We start from the raw sequence: 16656 nt of genomic DNA, 5'->3' as shown, positions 1-16656 counted from the left end.
CTATGACCCTGTCAAGTCCGTGGTGAAAACCAAGCGCCACCACGGCCGGCAGAGTCTATAAGTAGAACTGCCGGAGCGGCTGTAATGTTCCCAAACAGCGGTCATTACAAGCACTCGATACACGGACCCAACCGGGTCTCGGCATCCATTGTCTCACGATTTCCCGGAATAGGGCCTAACCCGCCATTTCCTGCCGTCTTCGTTCCGCCGTCTTCGCCTTCAGGCGGCGTCCGGCCCGAATTTCTGCCAGGCAGCCTCCTTCCGCGCCGCCCAGCCGCACAACGAACCCCGCTGGACCAACTCGAGCAGCAGTTCTGCGAGCCGGTACCCGGGTTCGATGTCGAGCGACTCCTCCAGGTAGGCGGCCGAGTACGAGCCGCGCCCGCGGCACCACGCGATCCAGCCCCTTCCCGTCAGTGCAGCCGCTGCCGGGGGCCCGCCCATCACGGCGAGGTGCTCCAGGACGAGGTCGAGCGCGTCAAGGCTGTGCCATTGGGGAACGGCAGGCTCTTGCCCCATCAGGACAGCCCCGTAGCCGGGAGTTCCGTCCTGGCCGCCAGACATCAGGAACCCTTCCCCGCACTGCCCTGGCGGCGCGAAGGGAGGAGAACCAGCGCTTTCCGCTGCAGATGGCACCTCTTCCGGCGCGGCATGGTCGGCCCCAGGTGCCATCGGCGCCAGCTGTTCGTCCATACGGAAAATCCCGAACTCTTCGGCCCCGGCGGCAGCCGCTGTTTTTCCCGCCGCCGCCATAACGAGGACGGCGTCGCGCCAGGCCGGCACCAGGAGCGTTGCCCGCAGGAAAGCGTCCCGATGTACCGACGGCCGCTGCAGGTCCGCGGCCGGGCGGGCCAGCACCGCCTCCCACTGGCCCAGCACCGCGGCAAACTGCGGCCGGCTCTGCCGCCGAAGATCCAGCTGGGCCGACCACACGGCCTCCGCTTCCAGCACAGCGGCGCGATGAGAGGCAGGAACGGCGCTGGCCGGCTGCCGCTGTTCCGGTGCCGGTCCAACGCTGCTTCCCCGGAACACCATCTCGGTGTTGAGCAGGCTGTCGCGGATTTGCTGAATGGGACGCCCCGGCAGCGGGCAGCATAAAACATCCAGGCACCACACCTCCCGCCAGAAATCATCCCCGACGAACCAGGCTTCCCGGACCGGCATCCCGGCCCTTTCCAGCATGGAGTCCAGGCCGGCCAGCAGACCGCCGTACGGGGACGGCGACGCCGCGCCGTCATTGCTGGTGAAGACCGCCAGCAATGTGCCGTCAGCCTCCTTGTCCGCCTCGAGATAGCGCCGGACGGCCCGCAGGAATTTTGCCGGATTGGCAAGGACGTCAGGCCCGGGGAGGTCCAGCCGCAGGGTGGCCCCCACCCTCTTGCCCTGCAGTGTCATGGCCACGAGGCTGTGCGTCGGCCAGTATCCCAACGAGTGGGGAATGAAACCCAGGATGTCTTCCGGGCCGCGGACTGTAAGCCGTTCTGGAGGTGTCATGGCTCCAGCATTCGCCGCAGGCGGGCCACCCGACAGTACGGGCGGCAGCTATGTGGAAACCACCGCATGCCACCGGCCCTGTGCAGGACCAGTCAGTCGTCTGAAGCGGCCGCTTGGCGCCGCGCCAGGTTTTGGCGGCGCTGGCGGGCCAGCGCGGTGCGCAGGGGCGGGACCACAACGCCCTGGGCCGCCATCTGGCGCCGTACCTTCCGGCGGCAGACCAGCATGGCTGCGGCACCGAAACCGAGCAGCAGGAACTGGACACTGAGGGCAATCCGGAAGGGGTCCAGCCCGTAAAGGATTCCGTTGGAGAACCCGCTCGCATAGAGCACGTCCAGCACCAGGCCGATCAGGAAGATTGCGATCAGCGCGGCGATGAAGCCGCCCACGTTGACGATGCCAGTCGCGGTGCCAATGCGGTGGGCGGGGTTGAAGGTGCGGGCGAAGTCGAAGCCGATCATCGAGCCGGGCCCGCCGATGGCGAGTACCACCACCAGGCCGGCCAGCAGCCACAGCGGTGAACGTCCCGGAGTCAGCAGCACGGCTGCCCAGGCTCCGGCGGTGGCACCGGCAATCAGCAGGACCATGGTTGAACGCCGCAGCGGGTGCCGGGAAACGAAGCGGCCAATGAACGGTCCCACTGCCATGGCGGTTGCCACATAGAGCGCCATGAGGGTGGCGACCGTTGCGGCGTCGAGGCCCTGCCCGGAAAGGAGGAACGGGTAACCCCAGGTCATCGCGAAGACGGTGCCGCTGAACTGGATGGTGAAGTGGCTCCACAACCCCAGCCTTGTCCCCGGCTGGCGCCAGGCGCGGGCCAGCGAGGCCCCGGTTGCCTTCAGCCCCTGCTGGGCCTGGGGCCGCGGGGTGCCGGGCGGCACGTCCTGCAGGAGCAGCAGCACCAGGACGACGGCGAGTCCCGACATGCCGGCCAGCATCAGGAACGCCGGGGTCCAGCCGGAGCTGTGCAGGACGAAGGCGAAGGGAATGACACTGAACAGCTGCCCCAGCTGGCCGGACATACCCGTCAGCTGGGTCACGAGCGGCACCCGGGCGGGCGCAAACCAGAGCGGGATCAGGCGGATCACCGAGATGAAAGTCATCGCATCCCCTGCGCCCACCAGGACCCTTCCGGCCACGCCCCCGGGAATACTGTCGGCGAACGCCAGCTGAAGCTGGCCCAGACCCATCAGGACGGCACCGCCGGCGATCATGGCGCGAGAGCCGAACCGGTCCACCAGCAGGCCCACGGGGATCTGGAGCCCGGCATAGACCAGCAGCTGGAGGACGGTGAAGAACGAGATTGCGGACGCGCTGGCGTGGAAGCGCTCGGTGGCTTCCAGGCCCACCACGCCAAAGGATGTGCGCTGGGAAACCGCCACAAGGTACCCGAAGATACCAACGGTCCAGATCAGCCAGGCGCGGGGTGCAGTCACCTCTTCATTATGCCCGGACGGCCGTGGCCGCCCCGGCAGCAGCGCGTTCGGCCTACTGGCCGGGATTTTCGCGGGCGAGGTAGGCCTCTACGGCAGCGCCGAGGACATCGGCGTTGGGCAGTTCGTCATTTTCGTCTGCAAGGAGCGAGCGGCGGACCGTGCCTTCGGCTTTTTCGTCGTACCGGGATTCGAGGCGTGACACTACCTGCTGGACGTCCTCCGAGGCATCAATCTGCTCCGCAATCTGGCGGCTCACTTCACGGCCGGCTTCCCGGAGCCTGTCCGAGGGCAGCATCAACGAGGTGGCAGCACCAAGGTACTCAAGGCCTGCGACTGCGGCGGTAGGGTATTCCGCCTCGGCAAGGTAGTGGGGCACATGGATGACGTAGCCGGCGACGTTCCGGCCTGCCTCCACCAGACGGAGTTCCAGGATGTGGCCCACTGCTGCGGGGACTTCCACCGTGGGCTTCCACACGGAGATGCCCTCGATCAGTTCGGGCCTGTTGCCGTGCACCGTCACCCCCACCGGACGGGTGTGGGGCACCGGCATGGGAATGGAGTGGATCCACGTGACCAAATTGACGTCCAGCTTCTCCACAATGCCCACCACCGCACGCGCGAACCGTTCCCACTGCAGGTCGGGCTCGAAACCTGCCAGCAGCAGGAAGGGATTGCCCAGGCCGTCAACAAGCCGGTAGAGGGCGAGCCGCGGCTCCTGGTAATCCTGCAGGTGGTCCTCGACGAACGTCACGTGCGGGCGGCGCGACCGGTAATCGATCAGCTGATCGGCATCGAAGACTGCAACCGGCTCGGCGTCCAGCGTGTCCAGCAGTTCCGCGTTGATCTGCTTCACCACATGGCCGGCATCGGCAAAGCCGGTGAAGCCCATCACCAGGTTCAGCCCGCGGAGGGCCGGGCTGTGGAACAGCTCAATGTTGCTTGCATAGAGCGCGTCGGGGTCCAGCAGGGAGCCGGAAAACCGTTCAAGCACGGCATGTTCCTTTCGTAGGTGCGGGTGGACATCTTCTACAACGCCGCAGGAGAGCCGCACATTCCTGCCACTGGTGTGGCGCACCTCTCAGGAAATACACCGGCTCCGGACGGAACGGGCTACGATCGGAACTGGCCTGCCAGTCGGGCTTGCAGCCACCCGGACTGCGTCCCGAACGATAGCGTCCGGGCATCCATGGCAGAGCGCCGAACATGCATCCCTGCCCGAACATCTCTCGAGAATTGAGGACTGATCCCTGTGGTCAAGAATACTGAAATCAACCTTAGTACCCTCTCAAGGGACCTGAAGAAGAGCCCCAGTGACGCAGTGGTCATCGGCGTGGGGAAGGGCAGTGACGGACCGGTCCTTTTGGACAACCCGCTGACCGCAAAGAGTGCAGAAGCTTTGGCCGGGTCGCTGAAGTCCCTGGGCGTCACCGGTGCTGCCGACCAGATCGTCCGCCTTCCGGGCCTGCCGGAGACGGGCGCCGGGATCCTGGTCCTGGCGGGAACCGGAAAGGTCTCCGCTGCGGAACCGCTCACCGGCGAGGCACTCCGCCGTGCTGCCGGCTCAGCGGTCCGGCAGCTTGCCGGCCTCGCCAAGGTGGTCCTTGCCCTTCCGACGGCGTCGGTCGCCGATGTGGCTGCCGTCGCCGAGGGTGCCGCCCTGGGCGCTTATTCCTTCACCGAGTTCCGGTCCTCGAAGGACGGGCTGAAGGATCCGGTCGCGAATGCGGTTATCTTCACGGAGTTCGCCGACCACAAGGAGACGGGCGCTGCGCTGCGGCGTGCCGGGCTGATCGGCAAGGCGGTCAACGCCACCCGTTCCCTGGTCAACCAGCCGCCCAGCCACCTCTACCCCGAAACGTTCGCGGAGGCGGCGAAGGACCTGGCCAAGGGCTTGCCCGTGAAAGTCACCGTGTGGGACGAAAAGCGGCTCGAAAAGGAAGGCTTTGGCGGCATCATGGGCGTGGGCAAGGGCTCTGCCCGCCAGCCCCGCCTGGTCAAGGTGGAATACTCCCCCGCGAAGGCAACCTCAAAGATCGCACTTGTGGGCAAGGGCATCACCTTCGACACCGGCGGCATCTCCATCAAGCCGGCCCTGGGCATGGGCGACATGAAAAGCGACATGGCCGGCGCCGCCGTCGTCCTTAACACTGTCCTGGCCCTCGCCGGACTTGGCCTGCCGGTCAAGGCGACCGCCTGGCTCTGCATCGCCGAGAACATGCCCTCCGGGGCAGCCTCACGTCCTGCCGACGTCCTCACCATGTACGGCGGCAAGACCGTTGAGGTCCTCAATACCGACGCCGAGGGCCGGCTGGTGATGGCCGACGGCATTGTGGCCGCCAGCCGCGAGTACCCCGACGCCATCATCGACGTCGCCACCCTCACCGGTGCACAGCTGATCGCGCTGGGCAACCGCACGGCCGGCGTCATGGGTTCCGACAGCGTGACCGGTCCGCTCAAGGCCGCAGCCGACCGGGCCGGAGAACTTGTATGGCCCATGCCGCTGCCCGAGGAACTGCGCCCCAGCATCGACTCCCAGGTTGCGGACCTCGCCAACATCGGCGAACGCCACGGCGGCATGATGACGGCCGCGGTTTTCCTGCGGGAATTCGTGGGCAAGGGCAAGGACGGGGAACAGATCCCCTGGGCCCACATCGACATCGCCGGGCCTTCCTTCAACAACGGAAGCCCGTACGGCTACACCCACAAGCAGGGAACGGGCTGCACCGTCCGGACCCTGGTGGCCTATGTGGAGGACATCCTGGCCGCCGCGGCCTGACACTTCCGCCCTCTCCGCCAGCCACGGGAGCCCTGCGGCACGGGAAATGTTCCCTGCGCCGCAGGGCCGCGTGACACTGGACACAAGCGCTCCACAAACGCGGCGCCAAGGTGGAGCATGGATAAGTGGTTCGCTAAGGTGAACCACGGTAGTCACAAATGCAAGAGAACAGGCACGCTGACATAATCACGGCAGTGCAAGTTCCAAGACCAGATGATGCGCGGAGAACGCGTCATCGTTCACGCGAGGGAGCGTTTAAGTGGCCGATCAGGCAACTGCGCAAGAATTCGACATCCTGGTACTCGGTGGAGGCAGCGGCGGATACGCCGCCGCGCTGCGGGCCGTACAGCTTGGCCTTACCGTCGGCCTCGTGGAGAAGGCAAAGCTGGGCGGCACCTGCCTCCACAACGGCTGCATCCCCACCAAGGCGCTGCTGCACTCTGCAGAGCTCGCCGACCACGCCCGTGACTCCGCCAAGTACGGCGTGAACGTCACCCTCGACGGCATCGACATCACGGCCGTCAACGCGTACAAGGACGGCATCATCGCCGGCAAGTACAAGGGCCTCCAGGGCCTCATCAAGTCCAAGGGCATCACCGTCATCGAGGGTGAGGGCAAGCTCCAGGGCACCGACACCGTTGTGGTGAACGGCACCGCCTACAAGGGCAAGAACATCATCCTGGCCACCGGGTCCTACTCCCGCACCCTGCCCGGCCTGGAAATCGGCGGCAAGGTCATCACCTCGGACCAGGCCCTGACCATGGATTCCATCCCCAAGAGCGTCATCATCCTGGGCGGCGGCGTCATCGGCGTCGAGTTCGCTTCCGTCTGGAAGTCCTTCGGCGTGGACGTCACCATCGTGGAGGGCCTGCCCTCGCTGGTGCCGAACGAGGACGCCACCATCGTGAAGAACTTCGAGCGCGCCTTCAAGAAGCGCGGCATCAAGTTCTCCACCGGCGTGTTCTTCCAGGGCGTCGAGCAGAACAACGACGGCGTCAAGGTCACCCTGGTGGACGGCAAGACCTTCGAGGCGGACCTGCTGCTCGTCGCCGTCGGCCGTGGCCCCGTCACCGCCAACCTTGGCTACGAGGAAGCCGGCATCACCATCGACCGCGGCTTCGTCATCACCAACGAGCGCCTCCACACCGGCGTCGGCAACATCTACGCCGTCGGCGACATCGTCCCCGGCGTCCAGCTCGCGCACCGCGGCTACCAGCAGGGCATCTTCGTGGCGGAGGAAATTGCCGGCCTGAAGCCGGTGATCGTTGAGGACATCAACATCCCCAAGGTCACCTACTCGGATCCCGAAATCGCTACCGTTGGCTACACCGAAAAGGCTGCCAAGGAGAAGTTCGGCGAGGACCAGGTGCAGACCCAGGAATACAACCTGGCCGGCAACGGCAAGAGCTCCATCCTGGGCACCTCAGGACTGGTCAAGCTGGTCCGCCAGAAGGACGGCCCCGTGGTGGGCGTCCACATGATTGGCGCCCGGATGGGCGAGCAGGTCGGCGAAGCCCAGCTGATCGTGAACTGGGAAGCCTACCCGGAGGATGTTGCACAGCTGGTGCACGCACACCCCACCCAGAACGAGGCCATGGGCGAAGCCCACCTGGCACTCGCGGGCAAGCCGCTTCACGGCTAGTCTCCCCAAGCACCACAGGGCCTGGTGCACCCGGCACGGAATGCCGGGTGCACTAGGCTTCCAACAAGGCAGCAATCATCCGCACTAAAGATCAATAAGGAGAACGGGGACGACATGTCTGAATCCGTTAACTTGCCCGCCCTCGGTGAGAGCGTCACCGAAGGAACCGTCACCCGCTGGCTCAAGCAGGTAGGTGACCGGGTAGAGGTGGACGAGCCGCTGCTCGAAGTATCCACCGACAAAGTAGACACTGAAATCCCCTCTCCTGTAGCTGGCGTGATTGAGGAAATCCTGGTTGCCGAGGACGAGACCGCCGAGGTCGGCGCTCCCCTGGTACGCATTGGCGACGGCTCCGGCGGCGGCGCCCCCGCCGAAGAAGCACCCGCAGCCGCTCCGGCAGAAGAAGCTCCCGCGGCTGCCCCCGCCGCGCAGGCTCCTGCACAGGAAGCACCCGCCCAGGAAGCACCGGCACCCGCCCAGGAGGCACCGGCAGCCGGCGGCGAAGGTCACGAAGTCACCCTCCCGGCGCTGGGCGAAAGCGTCACAGAAGGCACCGTCACCCGCTGGCTGAAGGCCCTGGGGGACTCCGTCGAGGTCGACGAGCCGCTCCTGGAAGTTTCCACCGACAAGGTTGATACCGAAATCCCGTCCCCGGTAGCCGGTACCCTCCAGGAAATCCGCGTTAACGAGGACGAAACAGCAGAGGTGGGCTCCGTCCTGGCTGTTATCGGTTCAGGTGCAGCTGCTGCCCCCGCCGAAGCACCCTCCACCGAGGCGCCGGTCCAGGAAGCCCCCAAGGCTGAAGCACCCGCTCCGGCACCTGCCCCGCAGGCGGCACCCGTCCAGGAAGCCCCCAAGGCAGCACCGGCACCGCAGGCTGCACCTGCCCCCGCATCCGCACCGGCCGCAGCCCCCGCAGCAGCGTCAAACGGCGGATCCGAGTCCGGGTACGTCACTCCCCTGGTGCGCAAGCTTGCCAACCAGCACGGCGTGGACATCGCTTCGCTCTCGGGCACCGGGGTGGGCGGACGCATCCGCAAGCAGGATGTCATCGCCGCAGCCGAGGCCAAGGCAGCACCCGCCGCAGCTCCTGCAGCAGCGCCGGCCGCATCAGCCCCGGCAGCGTCCAACGCCGCTGTTTCCTCGCTGCGCGGCACCACGCAGAAGGCACCGCGCATCCGCCAGGTCATTGCGCGCCGCATGCGCGAGTCGCTCGAGATCTCCACCCAGCTGACCCAGGTCCACGAAGTGGACATGACAAAGGTCGCCAAGCTCCGTGCCCGCGCCAAGAACTCGTTCCAGGCCCAGAACGGCGTCAAGCTGACCTTCCTCCCGTTCATCGCCAAGGCCGTCGCCGAGGCGCTGAAGCAGCACCCCAAGCTCAACGCTGCCTACGACGAGGCCAAGCAGGAGATCACGTACCACAACGCTGAGCACCTGGCTATCGCCGTGGACACGGACAAGGGCCTGCTGGTTCCGGTCATTTCGGATGCCGGCAACCTGAACCTGGCCGGACTGGCCGGCAAGATCGCCGACGTCGCAGGCCGCACCCGTGACGGCAAGATCGGCCCGGACGAGCTGTCCGGCGGCACCTTCAGCATCACCAACATCGGTTCGGTGGGTGCCCTGTTCGACACCCCGATCATCAACCAGCCGCAGGTGGGCATCCTGGGCACCGGCGCCATCGTCAAGCGCGCAGTGGTTGTTGCCGACGAGAACGGTGACGACTCGATCGCCATCCGCTCCATGATGTACCTGTCCCTGACGTACGACCACCGCCTGGTGGACGGCGCCGACGCGGGCCGGTTCCTGCAGACCCTGAAGGCGCGGCTCGAAGAAGGCGCCTTCGAGGCAGACCTGGGGTTGTAACACGCCACAACGTTCGGCGGCGGTGCAGGCAGCGGTGGGAGACCACCGCAGAGCCTGCACCGCCGCCGGCGTTGAACCACTTCCTGGCACGAAAGCCACGGACTGTCCGAAGCTACTACAAGCTGTAGAACATCTGGCTACACTGGTCCCATGAACATCGTCTATAACATCGTGGTTTTCCTGCACATCGTCGGCGCGGCCATGATCGTGGGCATCTGGATCGGCCAGATGAAAAAGCCCACGGTCCACCCCCGCCAGTTTGACGGCGCCATGCTCCAACTCCTCACCGGCATCGCCCTGATGGGGCTGATCCCGGCCCTGGACATGGATGCCAACTACGTCAAGCTCGGCATCAAGTTCGTAATCGCCCTCGTCGTCGGGGTGCTGGCCTTTATCGGCCGCCGGAAGTACAAGAAGGGCGAGGCCGTCAGCCCCGGCCTGGCGCATGGAGTAGGCGGACTCGCGCTGCTGAACATCGCGATCGCCACCATCTGGCAGTAAGCGCTCTTATCTGCCCCGTACGACGGCGGCGCTCCCTTTCTGCGGGGGCGTCGCCGTCGGCGTTTTAAACGCCATGGTCACAATCCTCTGACAGCGGACAACCCGTGCACCCGGAGTGCCGAATCCCTAGGATGGGTAGCGGCGGGGTCCTGGCAGCAGCCTGCCCCGGTTCGAATCGATTTGAGGAGTGGTTATGGCAGCAACACGCACCGCACACACCGTATGGAACGGCGACCTGATGTCAGGTTCCGGAAACACCACGCTGGACAGCTCCGGCCTGGGTACCTACGACGTCACGTGGAAGGCCCGCACCGAGGCTGCCGGCGGCAAGACCAGCCCGGAAGAACTCATCGCGGCCGCCCACTCGGCCTGCTTCTCAATGGCCTTCAGCCATGCCCTGGCCCAGGCCGGCCACGCACCGGAGGAAGTCAACACCAAGGCTGACGTCACCTTCGTGCCCGGCACCGGCATCACCGGCAGCCACCTGACGATGTCCGCGCGGATCCCGGGAATTTCGGAAGACGAGTTCCAGAAGATCGCTGCCGAGGCCAAGGTCGGCTGCCCGGTTTCCGGCGCCCTGGCCAGCATCGACATCACCTTGGACGCTACCCTCGAAGCCTGAGCCGCTTCTGCGCCCAAGCGCCAAAAAGCCCTGCCTTGCCGTTTCCGGCCAGGCAGGGCTTTTTGGCCTGCGGGGTTACTTCCCCTTGCCGCGCGGCGGCAGCGGCGCAGGACGGAGCCGGCGGTAGCCTTCGCGTGCCGGCGGGCGGTCGGTGGGAAGCTCCTGCACCATCTCCTTGAGCGCCCCAATGCCGTACTCCAGCTGCGGATCGCGTCCGGCGGCGTAGGCGTGCGGCGGATAGGTGACCTCAATGTCCGGGTCCACGCCGTAGTTCTCCACGCTCCAGCCCACACCGCCGCCGAACCAGGTGGCGTACCGGGGTTGGGTGACGCCCGTGCCATCAGCCAGGGCAAACCTGTTGTCGATGCCCACCACGCCGCCCCAGGTGCGTGTTCCAATGACGGGACCGATGCCCCGCAGTTTTGACACCTGGGTGATGATGTCGCCGTCGGACCCGGCAAATTCATCGGCAAGGATGATCACCGGCCCGCGCGGCGCGTGGTGCGGGTAAGTCCGGGGCTTCTCCGCCCGCGGCATGCTCCAGCCGGTGACCTTGCGGCCGATCAGTTCCGCCACGAGCTGGGAGGTGTGCCCGCCGCGGTTGCGCCGAACGTCCACGATGAGGCCATCCAGCGCAGTTTCAGTGTCGAGGTCGCGGTGGAGCTGGGCCCAGCCGTTCGCCATCATGTCCGGGATGTGGAGGTAGCCGAAGGCGCCGCCGGACGCCTCCCGGACGGTCCGCCTGTTGGATGCAACCCATTCCTGGTACCGCAGGCGCTCCTCGTCCTTGACGGGGACGACGGCGACCCGCCGCTGCCTGCCGGCGCTGTCGCCGTGTGCTGCGCCGTTGAGGAGTGTCAGCTCCACCGGCCGGCCGGCCGCCCCGACCAGCTGCATCGCCGGGGTTACGCTCCCGGACAGCGGAACGCCGTCGATGGCCAGCAGGATGTCTCCGGCCTTGGCGCCCACGCCGGGCCGGGTCAGGGGTGACGTTGCGAGGGGGTCCGATGACTCGCCGGCGAGGATGTGGGTGATCTCCCAACCCGCCTCTGTGTGGGCCAGGTCAGCACCGAGCCGGCCCTGGCCGTGGCTTCCGTTCTCCGTGACGGGTGCGGGCTTGACGTAGGCATGGGAAGTGCCCAGTTCACCGTGCAGTTCCCACAGCAGGTCCACGAGGTCGTCGTGGGAACCCAGCCTGTCCACGAGCGGACGGTAGCGCTTGTGGATGGACTCCCAGTCCTGCCCTGCCATGTCTTCAGTCCAGAAGAAGTCACGCTGCAGCCGCCATGCCTCGTCAAAGGCCTGGCCCCACACACTGAGCGGGTCCATCATCACCCGGACCCGGCCAAGGTCCACCTTGACCAGCTCGCCGGATTCCTCGTCAGCTTTCTTGTCCGCCGGTACAACACTGACCTGCTTGTTGGAGATCAGCACCACCTTGGAGCGGTCGCCGGAGAGCCGGAAGCTGTCCAGCGACTCCACCAGCGTGGACTGTTTCCGGCGGGCGAGGTCGAAGCGGGCCAGGCTGGGTCGGGCATCCTTGTCCTCCTGGCTGGCCTTGCCGTCGCCGGTGACCCCGGCGAGGGCCCAGTCGAGCCACAGCAGTGCGCCGTCGGCTGCCTTCAGGGACGTGTAGTTGCCCTGGGGCACGGGCACGCCAATGACGCGGTGGGCGAGCCCCTCCGGATCCACCCTGACCTCAGGCACTGCTGCCGCAGCTTCCTGCTGCGGCTTCCCGGCTCCCTCGGCTGCCCGGTCCTCCCCCGCATCCGGATCAACCGAGGGACCAAACGGCGACGGCGTGTCAGCGGCCAGTGCCACCAGGTACGGCTTGATGGGGCTGGGGAAGGACAGGTCAAAGGAGTGCCCGTCGTAGACGGGGTCGAAGCTGCGGTTGGAGAGGAACGCCAGGAACTTACCGTCCGGGGTGAAGGCCGGCGAGGTGTCGCAAAAGCGGCCATCGGTGACGTCCACCAGGCTGGAACCAGGATCCGTTACCTTGGCCAGCCGAAGCCGGCTGCGGGATCCGAAGGAGGTCACGGGTTCGGACCAGACCAGCCACTGGGAGTCCGCCGACCAGGCCAGGTCTGACACTGTGCCTTCCCCGATGCTGGCCACCAACGTCAGTTCCCCTGTCCGGGTGTTGGCCGCGTAGACCTCGCCGAAGGACGTACCCAGTGCAAGCCAGTCGCCGTCCGGGCTTGCCTCAAGGGAGCTGGTGCGGGTGGGGCGGGGAAAAGCAATGCGGGTTGCTGCCGCGGGAGCAGAAGCCGCGGCAACTGAGGGTGCGTCCTCCGGGGCGACGTCGGCCTGCTGGTCATCCCTGACGGCGGCAGCAGGACCGGCCCCTGCCAGGACCGCAGCTCCTGCGGCCGGAACAGGCTGCGGCAAGGCTACGGCGGCTTCATCCTGTCCGTGCCCCGAAGCAGCATCGCTGCTTAGGTCTGCGGCGGGGGTGGATGTCCCCGGGGCGCTCCCCTCCGTTGTGCTGCCGGGCACCGGCGCGGCAACGTCCCTGATGTAGAGCGCTTCGACGCCGTCGTGGTCCGCCACATAGGCCAGCCGCCCATTGCCGAGAGGCCTGGGAAGGCGGGCACGGACGCCCGGTGTCGCTTCGATGATGCGGGAAGGCCCGTCCTCGTGCCGCAGCCAGTGGATGGTGCCGTGCGCTTCGACCGCACTGGCCGCCCCGGCGCTGTCCGGGACTGCTGCGGCAAGATGTTTGCTGGTGTTCAGCAGCGCGGGCCGCCGCGACTGGGAAGCGGAGCCCAGCGTGATGTCCAGCCGCACGGGGTCGGAATTAGGATCAGCAAGAACCCAGAGCTCGCCCGCCGACTCGAAAATGATGCGCTTGCCGTCGGAGGTGGCGTGCCGGACGTAGAAATCCTCGTGGTCCGTGTGCCTGCGCAGGTCCTTTCCATTCGGAAGGACCGAGTACAGGTTCCCGTAACCCTCGTGGTCGGACAGGAATGCGATCCGGCCGTCCACCCACATCGGATCAGCGAGGTTGCCGTCAAGGTCAGGCAGCAGGCGTTCAAATTCACCGTTGCCGTCGTTGTCCAGCCAGAGCTTTCCTGCGGTACCTCCGCGGTAGCGCTTCCACCACGCGGGCTCGCGTGACAGCACGCTGGCCACCACCACCGGGCGCTCGTCACCCACTTCGGGGCCAAAGGCGACCGATTCAACCGGCCCGAAGGGCAGTTCCTCGGCCCAGCCCCCCTCAAGCGGGACGCTGTAGGCGTGGGTGTGGCGGCTCTCGGCCTGCCGGAAAGCGCTGGTGACCACCACGGAGCCCTTGGCGGTAAAGCCCTTCACCCGGGTGGTGCCGTGGCCGAAGTAGGTCAACTGCCGGTAGTCACCGCCGTCCACCGCTGCGGACACCACCTCCGGCGCTGTTCCCTGCACCACCGTCCACACCAGCCTCTGTCCGTCCGGCGTGAAGCGGGGGTTGCGGGCGGGCAGCTGGAGCGAGGAGACACGCCAGGCGCGCCCTCCGTCCAGGGGCGCAATCCACACGTCATCCTCAGCCACAAAAGTGACCAGATCGCCGTGCAGGTGCGGGTAACGGAAGTAGCTCGAAGAGGTCATCGTTTGATCATAGTCAACCCCCGCTTACCCCTGTTGGAGGTGCCTTCGCCGTGGCCGCCGTGGTGTGATGGACCCCATGCGCATAGTCATCGCCGGCGCCTCCGGGCTGATCGGTACCCACATGTCGGCCGCCTTCCGCGATGCCGGCCACGACGTTGTGTCCCTGGTCCGGCGGGAGCCGGCATCGGCAACGGAAGTCCGGTGGAACCCGGCCGCCGGGGAACTTGATCCCAAGGCGCTGGCTGGAGCCGGCGCCGTCGTCAATCTCTCCGGAGCCGGCATCGGCGACAGGCCGTGGACCCGCAAACGGGTTGATGAACTCTTCAGCTCGCGCGTGGACTCCACGCGAACGCTCACCGGGGCCATGCGCCAGCTTGATTCCCCGCCACCTGTCTTCATCAGCCAGTCCGGCTCCGGGTACTACGGCGACGCCGGCAACACGGTACTGCGGGAAAACGGTCCGCAGGGAGCGGGCACCCTCGCCCAGATTTGTGGTGAGTGGGAAGCGGCAGCCGCCACCGCTCCCCCGGGTGTGCGGGTGGTGGTTCCGCGAACCGCTGTGGTCCTCAGCCGTTCCGGCGGCGCATTGGGCAGGCTGCTCCCCCTGATCCGGCTGGGGGTTGGCGGGCCGCTCGGCAACGGCCGCCAGTACTGGCCATGGATTACCCTGCCGGATGTTTCGGCGGCTTTCCTTTTCCTGCTGGAGTCCCCGCTGTCCGGACCGGTCAACCTCTCCGCCCCCGAGGACGCAGACGTGAACGCCCTGGTGGCTGCGCTGGCCACGGCCCTGCACCGCCCCGCCGCGCTGCGGGTCCCGGCCCCGGTACTGCGCCTGGTGATGCGCGATCTGGCCGACGAACTGCTCCTCGCCAGCCAGCGCGTGGAGCCTGCCCTGCTGTTGTCGGCCGGTTTCACCTGGCAGCACCCGACGCTCGCCCAGGCCGCCCAGTGGGTTGCCGGCAAGGAGTAGGAACTGCCTGCCTTTCCTTGGGCAGGCAGGATCAGGTGCCGGGAAGAATGTCGCTGACCCGCCATCTGCCGTCCACCCGGACCAGTACCAGGCGAAGGCGTTGTTCGGAGCCGGCCACTCCCCTTGCTGTCGCGAGGCCTTGGGCGTCCTTTTCCTCATAGGCGGACGAGGCTGAGGTGAGCGCAACCACGGCGCCGGTTTCGGTGCCGCCCTCCTCCGCCTGCACCTGCGACAGGGTGGTGGAAAATCCGGACAGGACGTGGCCGGATTCGCGCAGGCGCGCGCTGATCCCCTGGTCTGCGGCCGCAGCAGCCGACCCGTGATGGTTCACCTCATCGAGGAGTTCCAGCTTTCCGGTGCTGAGGGCCAGCGACCTCAGCAGTGCGAGGCCGTGGACCGCCACGCCGGGATCAGCTGATGCCGCCTGCTGCCTGGCTGCCTCCACGGGATCGGCGTGCCGGCGCGTTTCCGCAGGAGGGGGTTCGGGGACGCTGGTTGTGCTTGCCCCGGCAGCCGTCTCCGCAGGGGAATCCGGTCCGGCGGCGGTGACCCCCGCCCCGGCCAGCCACCAGGCGGCGGCAGCTGCCGCAGCGGTTGCGCCGGCAAGAGCGGCCCGCCGCCTCTGCCGGCCGCCCCGATGGGAGGCGTGCCGCCCTTTCCCCCGGTCCACCTGGTGAGCCCGGGACATCTCTGCCTTCGACTCTGTGAAGGGCAGCTTTCCAGGGGCAACGAAAGGGCCTGGCCATGCCGACGTCGTCAGCCGGCGCCGCAGCCCGCTGAGCCGCCGGCCGAGCCGGCTGCGTGGAATTGCCGGTGCCTGCAGGCGGGTTACCAGTTCCGGAAGGACTGTGGGATGGACCGCAGGTGCCAGGTCAAGCGGCAGGGGCGGCGCGCTCCGATAGACGGCTGTTGCCAGGGAGGCAGCAGTGGGCCGCAGCCGCCGGTCCTCGTTCAGCCCGGCCTCCAGGGCAGCCGCGAGTTCCCTTGGGACCTCGGAAAGCAGGAGGGACAAGGGCGGGCGGTCCGCGGTGCGCTGCGGAGGCATGCCGGTGAGGCAAAACCAGCCCAGCGCGGCAACCGAATAGACGTCCCGTTCGGGCTGGAGGCCTGCCCGCACTGCATCCACCGGCGTCGGATCCATAAATCCGGGCGTGCCTGCCCCGGCTGCAGCACCAGGATCACCCAGCATCCGGGCGGTGCCGACGTCGGACAGCATGGGTTTGCCCTGGGCGGTGAACAGGACGTTGCCCGGCGAGACGTCCGCATGGGTGAACCCTTTGCCGTGCAAATACGCCAGAACCTGGCAGACGGGCGTCAACACCGTCACCGTTTCCCCTACGCTGAGCTTTCCCCGCGCAGCTACCAGGCCCGCGAGGGACCCGCCCGGTGCGTAGTCCATAATCAGTGCGGCACGGCCTTCCGCCCCGCCGGCCAACGCCACCGTGTCATGGGCCTTGATGAGATGCGGATGATCGAGGACGGACAGGATGCGGATCTCACGCCGGATGCCTTCTTCAGTCATCGCGGTTCCCCGTGAGGACGACCTGCGGGCGGGCGGGCGGAAGCATTTCAACGCGAACTCCCGGCCGCTCCGTTCCTCCCGGACCAGCCAGACAGAGGAACTGCCGCCGCGGCCGAGCAACCGCCCTACCGCATAGCCGGGGACCGTTATTCCCTGCAAATCTTCCATGACCTATGTCTAGTCGAATCCGGGGCGGCACGCAGAAGTTATCCACAGGGGCGGGGACCCTGCCACCC

General features: G+C 67.0%; 11 protein-coding genes. 6 read left to right on the top strand and 5 right to left on the bottom strand.

Annotated elements, in window-relative coordinates:
• Positions 1-219: 219 nt before the first annotated feature.
• The 3 genes from M1D93_RS08270 to M1D93_RS08260 all read right to left on the bottom strand — a co-directional run bounded on the left by M1D93_RS08270 (position 220) and on the right by M1D93_RS08260 (position 3921).
• A complete protein-coding gene (locus M1D93_RS08270; RefSeq protein ID WP_461174629.1) occupies positions 220-1494 on the bottom strand; it encodes a DUF4192 domain-containing protein in 1275 nt (424 codons plus the stop codon).
• A 92-nt stretch (positions 1495-1586) separates the two neighbouring features.
• Positions 1587-2930, bottom strand: coding sequence for an MFS transporter (locus M1D93_RS08265; RefSeq protein ID WP_461174628.1), 1344 nt, complete (start codon positions 2928-2930; stop codon positions 1587-1589).
• Positions 2931-2982: 52 nt separating this feature from the next.
• A complete protein-coding gene (locus M1D93_RS08260) occupies positions 2983-3921 on the bottom strand; it encodes a proteasome assembly chaperone family protein (RefSeq protein WP_461174627.1) in 939 nt (312 codons plus the stop codon).
• A gap of 258 nt (positions 3922-4179) precedes the next feature.
• On the opposite strand from M1D93_RS08260, the gene M1D93_RS08255 reads away from it, so the two are divergent.
• The 5 genes from M1D93_RS08255 (at position 4180) to M1D93_RS08235 (ending at position 10340) form a co-directional block, all read left to right on the top strand.
• Positions 4180-5706, top strand: coding sequence for a leucyl aminopeptidase (locus M1D93_RS08255; RefSeq protein ID WP_461174626.1), 1527 nt, complete (start codon positions 4180-4182; stop codon positions 5704-5706).
• A 259-nt stretch (positions 5707-5965) separates the two neighbouring features.
• On the top strand, positions 5966-7348 hold the full coding sequence (gene lpdA, locus M1D93_RS08250) for a dihydrolipoyl dehydrogenase (RefSeq protein ID WP_461174625.1): 1383 nt from the start codon (positions 5966-5968) through the stop codon (positions 7346-7348).
• A gap of 114 nt (positions 7349-7462) precedes the next feature.
• The gene (sucB, locus tag M1D93_RS08245; RefSeq protein ID WP_461174624.1) at positions 7463-9217 is read left to right on the top strand and encodes a 2-oxoglutarate dehydrogenase, E2 component, dihydrolipoamide succinyltransferase; all 1755 of its coding nucleotides are present in this window, start codon (positions 7463-7465) and stop codon (positions 9215-9217) included.
• A gap of 150 nt (positions 9218-9367) precedes the next feature.
• Positions 9368-9718, top strand: a complete 351-nt coding sequence (locus M1D93_RS08240; protein ID WP_461174623.1) for a hypothetical protein — start codon at positions 9368-9370, stop codon at positions 9716-9718.
• A 193-nt stretch (positions 9719-9911) separates the two neighbouring features.
• Complete coding sequence (locus M1D93_RS08235) at positions 9912-10340, top strand: OsmC family protein (RefSeq protein WP_163163103.1); 429 nt, start codon at positions 9912-9914, stop codon at positions 10338-10340.
• Between the two features lie 75 nt (positions 10341-10415).
• Here M1D93_RS08235 and M1D93_RS08230 read toward each other — a convergent pair whose 3' ends face one another.
• On the bottom strand, positions 10416-13928 hold the full coding sequence (locus M1D93_RS08230) for a S41 family peptidase (protein WP_461174622.1): 3513 nt from the start codon (positions 13926-13928) through the stop codon (positions 10416-10418).
• A gap of 76 nt (positions 13929-14004) precedes the next feature.
• Between M1D93_RS08230 and M1D93_RS08225 the strand changes: the two genes are divergently transcribed.
• Positions 14005-14898: a TIGR01777 family oxidoreductase gene (locus M1D93_RS08225; RefSeq protein WP_461174621.1), complete on the top strand. Its 894-nt coding sequence runs from the start codon at positions 14005-14007 to the stop codon at positions 14896-14898.
• A 31-nt stretch (positions 14899-14929) separates the two neighbouring features.
• Here M1D93_RS08225 and M1D93_RS08220 read toward each other — a convergent pair whose 3' ends face one another.
• Complete coding sequence (locus M1D93_RS08220; protein ID WP_461174620.1) at positions 14930-16588, bottom strand: serine/threonine-protein kinase; 1659 nt, start codon at positions 16586-16588, stop codon at positions 14930-14932.
• Positions 16589-16656: the final 68 nt, after the last annotated feature.

The sequence above is a fragment of the Arthrobacter sp. Z1-9 genome, from assembly GCF_054792695.1.
This window is presented reverse-complemented; position numbering and strand designations above follow the sequence as displayed.